Genomic DNA, 10,335 nt, shown 5'->3' with positions numbered 1-10,335 from the left:
CCTCGTCAAGTGCCGCCTTGTTACCTCGCACGAGCAGTCGCCCGTCCTGCAGCACCAACTCGACTCCCTTTTGCTTGAGCGACTGCATGAAATCCATCGCGATCACAGAACGATCTCCACTGGCTGTACGAGTTCGAGGGCGGCTGCGCAGTCCGCCAGGACGGGGTGTTGGAGCAATGTGCGGACATCTGCGTCGATGCCCTCCTGCTTGATCAGTTCCACCAGTGTCACTGCCAGCAGCGAATGGCCACCGAGCTGGAAGAAGTTGTCTTCGCGCCCGACACGTTCCACACCGAGGACGGTTTGCCAGATCTCGGCCAATTGCTGCTCGAGCTCAGTGGCCGGTGCAACATATGCCTGCGCGCCCTGGACGGCATCGGGCATCGGCAATGCCCGCCGATCGAGCTTGCCGTTGGCAGTGAGTGGCCAGGCGTCCATCTGCATGAACGCATCCGGTACCAGGTAATCGGGCAATCGCTCGCGCAGATAGCGCTGCAGCGCCGGCGTGGTCGGTGCCTCGGCCGTGGCGAGCACGTAGCCCACCAGCCGTCGCTCGCCCGGCAGATCCTCACGCGCCAGCACCACCGCCTCGCGCACCTGTGGATGCGCCTGCAGATGCGCTTCGATCTCGCCCAGCTCGATGCGCCGACCACGGATCTTCACTTGTTCGTCGTTGCGGCCGACGTACTCCAGTCGGCCGTCGTCCAGCCAGCGGCACAGGTCGCCGGTGCGATACATGCGCTGGCCCGGATCGAATGGATCCTCGACGAATCGCTCGGCTGTCAGTGTCGCGCGCCCCAGATATCCGCGCGCCACACCGGCACCGCTCACATACAGCTCCCCCACCACACCCAATGGCGCGAGCCGGCCCTGGGCGTCGAGGACATACGCCCGCAGATACGGCAAGGGCCGGCCGATCGACGGATGCAACACCCCCGGCGTCACGACACCACTGCTGGCCACCACCGCCGTCTCGGTCGGGCCGTAGTTGTTGTACACAGGAAACGGCAGGCCTTCGGGCACCTGCCGCAAGCGATCACCACCAACCAGGAGGCAGCCCAGACGTTTGGGCATGATCCGGGCAGCCAGCGCATGCTCGGCGATCGGCGTCGGCAGAAAGCTCACGTCCAGTTCCTGGGCACGCCACCACTGCAGCAGTGACTCCACATCTGCAGCGGGCATGGAACCAGGCATCACCAGACATCCACCCGTACACAGGCTGGACCAGAGTTCCCACGCCGCAGCATCGAAGCTCACGCCGGCCACGCAGGAACTGCGCGTCCCCTCGCCCACGCCGAAGGCCGCGGCATGCCAGGCCACCAGATGCGCCAGCTGCCGATGCTCGACCATCACGCCCTTTGGCTGGCCACTCGAACCGGAGGTGTAGATCACATAGGCCAGGTGCGCCGACGTCAGCTCGGCGATCACCGGATTGTCGAGCGGCGCGTCGATGCCGCCGGCATCGTCCAGGTCGATCAAGGGCAGCGCGAACTCCTGCAATGACGGTCGCGTTTCCGACTGCACCAGCACTGCATGCGGTGCGCTGTCCTGCAGCAGATAACGCAGGCGCGCCAACGGATAGGCGGGATCCAGTGGAACATAGGCCGCCCCGGCCTTGAGGATGGCCAGCAAACCGATCACCAGCGCTGGACCACGGTGCGCACAGATGGCCACCCGTTCGTCGGGCCGCACACCCAGCTGCAACAAGCGATGCGCCAGGCGGTTGGCACGCAGATTGAGTTCGCCGTACTGCCAGTGTCGACCGTCGCACTCCAGGGCGACGGCCGTGGGACGCTGTGCGGCCTGTTGCTCGAACAAGCTATGCAGCGTGTAGGCGCGTGGCGGTGCGCGATGGCTGGTATTGAAGCCCAGCAGCTTGCGGCGCTCTCCGGCCGGCACCACGCACAGCTGCCCGAGCGGCCGCTCGGCTGTCTCGTCGAGCGCATCGATCAGCTGTTCCAGCGCCGATCGCATCCAGTCGCACAGGCGCCTTGGGTCGTGTCCGGCGGGCAGAAAGCCGATCAGTTCGGTCGTATCGCCGCGCTCTTCCACGTCGAGGACCACCGGATAGTGGTTGGCACCCTGCGTCTGCACGATGGTGATTCCCGGCCATGGTGTCGCCGCGTCGCGATCGGCAACCGCTGCAGGACGCGAGCGATAGTTCAGCAGAGCGCTGAACAATGGTTGCGGCGGCGCCACGCCGCTGCAGCGCTGGACATGGCTGAGGCCCGCATGTTCATGCGCAAGCAACATGTTCAACTGCGTCTGCACATCCTGCACGGCAGCCCGGACCGACGGCTGTTGCAAGCGTAGACGCATCGGCAAGGTATTGATGAACATGCCCAAGGCGCGGTCTGCGCCGGGCCCGGCGTGCATGCGCCCTAGCAGGACGGTGCCGAACACCACATCGTCCTTGCCCGAGAGCTGGCCCACCACATGCGCCCAGGCAAGGTGATAAACGCTGGCCGGCGTTACCCCCGCGCGCGCCGCGCTGTCGCGCACGCGCGCGCACAGCCGCATGTCCAACACCAACGATGCCCGCTCCGGCGCGCGGCCGTCGCCATGGATCTCTGCCAGCCCGAGCGGCAAGGTCGGCTCCTCCACATCGCCCAATTGCTGACGGAAGAAGTCTTGCTGCGCGCCACGTGCGCGTGCGTCGCGCGCATGCGCGACATATGTGCGATAAGGCACCGATGCGGGCAACAGATGCCCCTGGCCCGACAGCAGCGCTCGCAGCTCCGCACCGAGCACATGCATGGTCGCGGCATCATCCACCAGGTGATGGATCAGCAGCATCGCGACCCAGCGGCTACCGGCAGCATCGAAGGCATGATGAAGCTGCAGCAGCGGCGCCTTCGATAGATCCAGACGACGCTGCAACGGGTCCAAGCGCTCGCGCAATTGCCGCAGCACCTCTTCACCTGGACGTACGACAACGCAGGACACCGGCAGTGCAGCCTGTCGCCAGACCACCTGTACCGGGTTGGCAAGGCCCTCGTTCACGATGCTCGTGCGGAACACGTCGTGACGATCGATCACCTGCTGCAAAGCCATCACGAAGCCATCGAGCCGCTCGCGGCTATCGAAGGACAACAGCATGGACTGCAGATACGGATCGCCCTGCCGCGCCATCAGGTGGTGATACAGCACCCCCTCCTGCAACGGTGCCAGCGGATAGATGTCCTGAATATTGGCTGCACCGCCGGGTACGGTCGCAACGATGCGATCGATCGCGTCCTGCGACAGCTCCACCAGTGGCAGCAGCTCCGGTGTGATGCGCTCGCAACCGAGTCGAATCAGGTTGGGGGGAACCTCCAGCTCGCTGTAGTGACCGAGCGTAGCGGCCATTGCCGCCAGGGTCGGCTGCCCGAGCAAGGTCCGCACGTCCATGCCCAGGCCCTGTTGCCGGAGCCGCTCGACCAGCGTCACCGCCAGCAACGAGTGGCCCCCGAGCTGGAAGAAGTTGTCGTTGCGCCCGACCCGATCGACGCCCAGCACCGCCTGCCAGACCTCGGCCAACTGCCGTTCCAGCGCGCTCGCCGGCGCCACGTAGGTGCGCATCCCGCGCTGGGTGGCATCCGGAGCAGGCAATGCCTGTCTGTCCAGCTTCCCGTTGGCGGTCAAGGGCAGCTGTGCAACGGCGATATAGGCGGCGGGTACCATGTAGTCGGGCAAGCGGCTCAGCAGATGGGTATGCAGGTCCTGCACATCGATCGCCCCGGCGTCCGCGACCGTTTGGTAGTACGCGACCAGTTGCCTGAGACCGGGCACGTCTTCGCGCTGCATCACCACTGCAGTGGCCACGGCGGGATGCATCTGCAGGGCGGCCTCGATCTCGCCCACCTCGACGCGGAAGCCACGCACCTTCACCTGCCCATCGTTGCGTCCCAGATACTCCAGCACACCGTCGGCACGCCAGCGCCCAAGATCGCCGCTGCGATACAGGCGAGCACCCGGCTTGCCACTGAAAAGATCCGGCAGAAAGCGCTCAGCGGTCAGCGCCGGGCGTTTCAGGTAGCCCAGCGCAACGCCATCACCGCCGATGTAAATCTCGCCGGCCATGCCCATCGGCGCTGGCATTCCAACCTCATCCAGCACGTAGATGCGGGTATTGCCGATAGGCCTTCCAATCGGAATGGCGCCCGTCGCGTCGGTGATGCGATGGGTGGTTGCGAAGGTGGTCGTTTCGGTGGGGCCGTAACCGTTGAGCAGATGCTGTGGCGCGCCTTCCTCCAGCACCCGCGCTACCACGTCTGGATCGAGCACGTCGCCGCCAACGATCAAGTAGCGTAGCTGTGGGAAGACCGGCATCAACGCGGCGGCGTAGTGATGGAACAAGCCGGCCGTCAGCCACAGTACGTTGATAGCCTCGCTGCGCAGACAGTCGCGCAAGCGCTGTGGCGACAGCACGATTTCCTGCGCGACCACCACCACGCAAGCGCCGGTCAGCAAAGGCGCCCAGACTTCCAACGTGCTGGCATCGAAGGCAGGATTGGCCGCGAATGCGACCCGGTCGCCGGGAACGAATTCGGCGTAACCGTTGTTGCACACCAGCCGGTTGATTGCGCGATGCGGTACCCGCACGCCCTTGGGAATACCCGTCGAGCCGGAGGTGTACATGAGGTAGGCATCCGCTTCGCTGGACTGGGGCAACTGCGGATCGTGCGTTGGGCATGCCTCCAGTTCGAGCAGATCCATGTCCAGCCGCAGGGTGCCGCTGGGCAGGTGTTGGTCGCTGCGGCTGACGACCCAGCGCGCTGCGCTGTCCTCCAGTACCTGTCGTCGCCGCTCGTCAGGCGCCAGCGCATCCAATGGCAGATAGGCGGCTGCACATTTGCAGACCGCCAGTTGCGCCACTACCAGCGCTATCGAGCGCGGCAAACAGATGGCCACGTAGTCGCCCGGGCCAACCCCAACACCCATCAGGTGATGCGCCAACTGATTGGCCGCTCGATTCAGCGCTTCGTACGTGCACCGGCGCGCCCCATCGATCACCGCGATCGCATCGGGCGTCTGTCGTACCTGCTGCTCGAACACCCCGTGCGTGGTCTGCTCACAGGGGTACGCACGCTCGGTGGCGTTCAGGGTTTCCAGCAAGTATCGAAGCTCCTCCACCGACAGCACGGATAGTTGACCGATCGGTGTATCGAAGGAGTGCTCCAGCGCAACGACCAGCCGCTCCAATATCCTGTGCATGTAAGTACACAGGCGGACGGCGACAGCGTCCGATGGCGCTTGCGCCATCAACTGGAAACCATCGCCCAGATCATCCACCGACAGGCTGACCGGATAGGTGCTGCGCTCCTCGCCGCCCAAGACATCGATACCGGGCCAAGCCTGCAGCACGGTGCCGTTGAGGTTGGCCCGACGCGTCCTGCGATAGTTGAACAACGCGTTGAACAGCGCCTGCTGTGCAGGGAGTCCGCTACAACGTTGCGCAAGCGACAGCGACGCGTGCTCATGCGCCAGCAACTCCGTCAGCCAACCATGCGTTTGCCGGATGACGGCACCAATGCTTGCCTGGCCTAGCCCGACCCGGATGGGCAAGGTATTGACGAACATCCCGATGGCTCGCTCGATGTTGGTTCCTTGTGTGCGGCCGAGCATGACCGTGCCAAAGACCACATCCTGCGAGCCCGTCACCGCCGCCAGCACTTTTGCCCAGGCGACATGGCAGAATGTGGCGACGCTCACGCCCGCGCGCCTTGCCTGTACCTGCAGGCGCAGCGCCATTGACGCGTCGACCTGGGCGACCGCCTTGCAGTTGATACCCGGCTCGGGCTGCACCGCATCCAGGTCGAACGCGATGGTCGGCTCGCTGACGGTTCCCAGCATCCGCGTGAAGAACTGCGCGTGTTCTTCCGATTGCTGGCTGAGTCGGGCCTGCATCGTGTACGTCCGATAGCGGAAGAGCGGCGGCAGGACAGCGCCCTCTTCTTGCAGATGGCCACCGATTTCCTCGAGCAGGCTTGGCAACGATGCTGCATCACCGATCAGATGATGGAACAGCAGTACGCCTACCCAGCGCTGGCCGACCGCATCGTGGGCATGGCAGAGCCGCAGCAGCGGAGCACGCCGCAGATCCAGCGGCTGGCGTGCCGGATCCGTGTATGCCTGCAATTGCTGCAGGACATCGCCAGCATCCGGATCGGGGACGACTTCGACCACCGGCACTGTTGCCCGTCGCCAGACCACCTGCACGGGTGTGTCCAGCTGCTCCCAGCTCAGCGACGTACGCAGGATATCGTGGCGGTCGACCACGCGTTGCAGCGCTGCGGCGAACGCCTCCAGACGCAGCCGGTCCGCAAAGATAAAGCTGCTGCATTGCAGATACGGATCGCCGTGCTCGGCCGTGAGGTGGTGATAGACAAGACCCTCCTGCAGCGGAGCGGCAGGATAGATATCCTGGATGTTGCCGGCGCCACCCGGCACGTCCGCCACGATGCGGTCGATCGCGTCCTGCGACAGCGACAACAAGGGCAGCAACTCCGGAGTGATGAATGTGCACTCTGGCGTCATCCGGTTCGGGGGTATTTCGGTCTCACTGCTGGTGCCCACCGCTGCAGCCATGCCCATCAAGCTTGGTTGGGCAAGCAAAGACTTCACATCGGCGGGCAATCCGTGGTGTCGCATGCGCTCGAGCAAGGCCACCATCAGCAACGAGTGCCCACCCAGCTTGAAGAAATCGTCGTGCCGCCCTACCTGCTCGACCTTGAGCACCTGGCTCCAAAGCGTCGCGAGCAAGCGCTCGACCTCACCTTCCGGCGGCACGTACCCCTGCTGGACATACGCCTCTGCCTGCGGCGCTGGCAGTGCTCTGCGATCCAGTTTGCCGTTCGGTGTCAAGGGCAACCGATCGATACGGATATAGACCGTGGGCACCATGTAGTCCGGCAACTGCTGCAGCAGCCGCTCACGTAACTGCTCGGGCGTCACTTCGCTGCTGGAACTGACGTAATACGCTGCCAGGGAGGGCTCGCCTGAACGCGCCGTGTGCGCAATCACCGCCGCATCCACCACCCGTGGATCCTCCAGCAATCTGGCGGCCACCTCCGCCGGCTCGATCCGGAATCCACGCAGCTTGATCTGGTCGTCGTTGCGTCCCAGGTACTCCAGGGTGCCGTCGGCCATCCACCGGGCAAGATCGCCACTGCGGTACATCCGCTGATCGCCGCCCGCATCGCTCGGGTCGGCGACGAAGCGTTGCGCCGTCAAGTCCTGCCGATTGAGGTAGCCGCGAGTCACCTGGTTGCCGGCGATGCAGAGCTCGCCGACAACCCCGATCGGCACCGGTTGCCCATGCACGTCCAGAAGATGCAGACGTACATTGTCGATCGGCCGTCCGATCGGAACACTGGCTGTGTCGCCAGCGTCCCAATCGAGCGGAATCTCGTGCACCACGCAGCCCACGACCGTTTCCGTCGGGCCGTACTCATTGACCACCCTCACGTAAGGCGCGAGCAGACGCAACCGTCTTACCGTGGCAGCAGGCAAGGCCTCGCCTCCGACCACGAACAACGCCACGGAAAGCGCGCCGCCGCACGCCTCCAGCTGCTGGGTCAGCACCTCCAGATGTGCCGGTGTGATCTTGACCAGGCACAGCGGGCGATCCGCACAGATCCTGTGCAACAACGCCTCGATCTCATCTCCTTCGGGCAGCAACTCGGTGGTGCCACCGCATAGCAATGGTAAGTAGAGGCTGGTCACCGTCGCATCGAATGACAACGAGGACGACACCAGCGCGGCATGCTGCGGCTGGTAATAGTCCACGCTCCAGCGCAGATAGTTGACCAGCGCGGCATGCGGCACCATTACCCCCTTGGGACGACCGCTCGAGCCGGATGTGTAGATCACGTAGGCCAGATGCGAGGGATTCAAGGCCGCTACGTCCGGGTCGGAGGTTGGCTGGTCGACCCAATCAGGCAAATCGAGATCGATTCTCGGGACGATTGTTACGGGCAGCCGGCCATTGGTCGCCGAATGGACCAACAGCACACGCGGAGCGCTGTCGGCCAGCATGTAGGCGATGCGCTCTGGGGGATAGCGTGGATCCAGTGGCACATAAGCGCCTCCGGCCTTGAGTACAGCCAGCAGTGCCACCACCATCGTCGCCCCACGTTCGAGACAGAGAGCGACCCGATCATCCGGGCGCAGCCCAATCGCGATCAGGTGGTGCGCAAGCTGGTTGGCCTGCGCATTGAGCTGGGCATAGCTCAGCCGTTGCTCGCCGGCAAGCACGGCCAGCGCCGCGGGCGTGCGTGCCACCTGCGCTTCGAACAGCGCCGGCAACGTCGCAGCTGGCATCTCCACCTGCCGGCCCTGGCTCCAGTCGCTCAGCTGCGCCAGCTCATCGTCAGAACATAGCGAGATCTCGCTCAACCGCTGCCCGGGGTCGGCCACCACCTGCCTGATCAGATGCAACAGGCGCTCGGTCATGCGCTCGACCTGATCGGCAGTGAAATAGCCTTTGTTGTAGATCGCATGGAACCACGCGATCTCATCGTTGGTGTTCTGCCGGATGTACAGCGATAAGGGGTTGTACTCCCGGTTATTGGACGACTTGACGAAGTGTCCCTGCGCCGGGCCGAAGCGATAGACGTGCTCGCTCTGCTCGAAGGAGAAGACCACGTCGAACAAGCGTGCTGCACCACGCTTGGACAAGCCGCAGGCGCGCCCTATTTCACTGACGGGGAAACGCTGATGGCGGTAGTCGCTGCGCAGCTCGCGCGAAACGCTGCGCACGACATCGATGAAGGACATCTGCGAGTCGAAACACATCCGCACCGGATTGATCTGTGCAAACAAGCCGATGGCATGCTTGAACTGGTGGCCGGCGCGGTTGAGGATCGGCACGCCGATGACCAGATCCTCGCGCTGCTGGGTGCGGGAGAAGTAGACATACAGCGCGGCCAGCACGATCTGGAACTGGGACACCCCGCAGTCGGCTGCAAGCGCAGCCATCTGATCCAGCAGATCGATCGGAAACGTCCTCACAAAGTTGACGCTGACCCCGCCAAGCTCGTTCGTCCCCGACGCAGAGGACGCGGTTGCGAACAAAGGGTCCGGCGGCGTTGCGTACTTCGCCAACCAGTAGCTGCGATCGGCCTGGTACTGCCGCGAGCTTCCGTAAGCGTGGTCCTGTTCGATGAAGTCGCGATACGAGCGCACTTCGACGACGGGCGAGCCACCATCGATCAGCTCGCTGTACAGCCGCCCTAGCGTCTCGATTGTCAGGAAAAGCGACCACCCATCCATCAGGATGTGATGCAAGCTCACCATGACATACCATTTCGCTGCGTCAAACCGGCACAACGACAGTCGCAGCAGCGGCGTGCCGTCGAACTGGAACGGTGTCTCCATATGATCCTGGATCCATTGCTCCAGCCATGCCTGGCGATCAGGCAGGGACGCCACATCGACGAACGGCACCGGTAGTTCCATCGAGTCGGCGAAGGCTTGCAGCGGGACGCCTTCGTCATCCACCTCCTGCAGCAGGTAGGTTCGCAATACCTCGCATTGATCCATCAGCGCCTGCGCGGCGCGCGCAAAGCGATCGGGATCAATCTCACCGTCGATCTCGACATAGCCTCCGATGATGGACGAAACGGATTGTCCAAGCATCAGCTGCTCCAGCCATATTTCCCGTTGCGGGCTGCTCAGCGGGTGGCCGTGTCGATCGGTCGGTCGCATTACTTACTCCATTTGTTATTGGACACAGGACAACCATTAACCGCGCCGTTCAAGGCGGCGGCATGCTCAAAAAAATCATTTATGGAAGCGGTATCGACGCTGTGTCAGCGCAGCGAAAATACGGGCTTCTTCTGTGGCCGCGAGTCCATATCGCCTTTCAGCAACGCATCAAGAAAACGTCGACGCACGCGCCTTTCAGACCAGTCGATCTGCTTTCGACAACTCACGGGAATTATTCATAAATTGATCGACGACAAAGATAACTCTTTAAAATCCATCATCCGCACTTCAACTTTCGGCGCCATTGGTAACACGCCAGTTACGGAGGCGTTACGTAGGCGATAAGAAATTTCGTTTCTTATTTCTGATCGAAAACAACTCGATTGAACGACGCTATCAATCCCAATCGTCCGCCAAACAAATTCAACGACGTCCACGAGGAATTCCGCACACAAAAAAGATAGCGCTCACATTTCCTGCTTCTGCAGCGGCATAAAAAATCTCTTGCGGAATCGCCATGCCGCGGCTGCGCTATCTGAATAAATCGATATCTACTAGAATTCCGAGCCAATAGAGCGGTCGTGATTGCGCGGCAAGCGCCACCGATTGCGCCAACATGTGTCGGGTGGTGCCACGATCTGATAC

The 10,335-nt window shown here is 63.1% G+C and carries 2 protein-coding genes; one reads left to right on the top strand and one right to left on the bottom strand.

What is annotated here, in order from left to right; translation table 11 throughout:
• Positions 1-102: 102 nt before the first annotated feature.
• Positions 103-9,621 carry a non-ribosomal peptide synthetase gene (locus HG421_RS05810; protein WP_248279470.1) on the bottom strand — a complete coding sequence of 3,173 codons (9,519 nt, stop codon included), beginning with the start codon at positions 9,619-9,621 and terminating at the stop codon, positions 103-105.
• Here HG421_RS05810 and HG421_RS05805 point away from each other — a divergent pair.
• A complete protein-coding gene (locus HG421_RS05805; RefSeq protein ID WP_168968102.1) occupies positions 9,610-10,035 on the top strand; it encodes a hypothetical protein in 426 nt (141 codons plus the stop codon). The genes HG421_RS05810 and HG421_RS05805 overlap by 12 nt on opposite strands.
• Positions 10,036-10,335 lie beyond the last annotated feature (300 nt).

Origin of the sequence: Xanthomonas campestris pv. badrii (genome assembly GCF_012848175.1) — a bacterium.
GTDB classification, from domain to species: domain Bacteria; phylum Pseudomonadota; class Gammaproteobacteria; order Xanthomonadales; family Xanthomonadaceae; genus Xanthomonas; species Xanthomonas campestris_C.
The sequence above is the reverse complement of the archived record's forward strand: the minus strand, read 5'-3'. Positions and strand labels throughout refer to the sequence as shown.

Bases quoted from the DNA above. Each gene is read 5' to 3' on its own strand.
- HG421_RS05810 (WP_248279470.1), bottom strand. From the start codon at position 9,621: ATGCTTGGACAATCCGTTTCGTCCATCATCGGAGGCTATGTCGAGATC.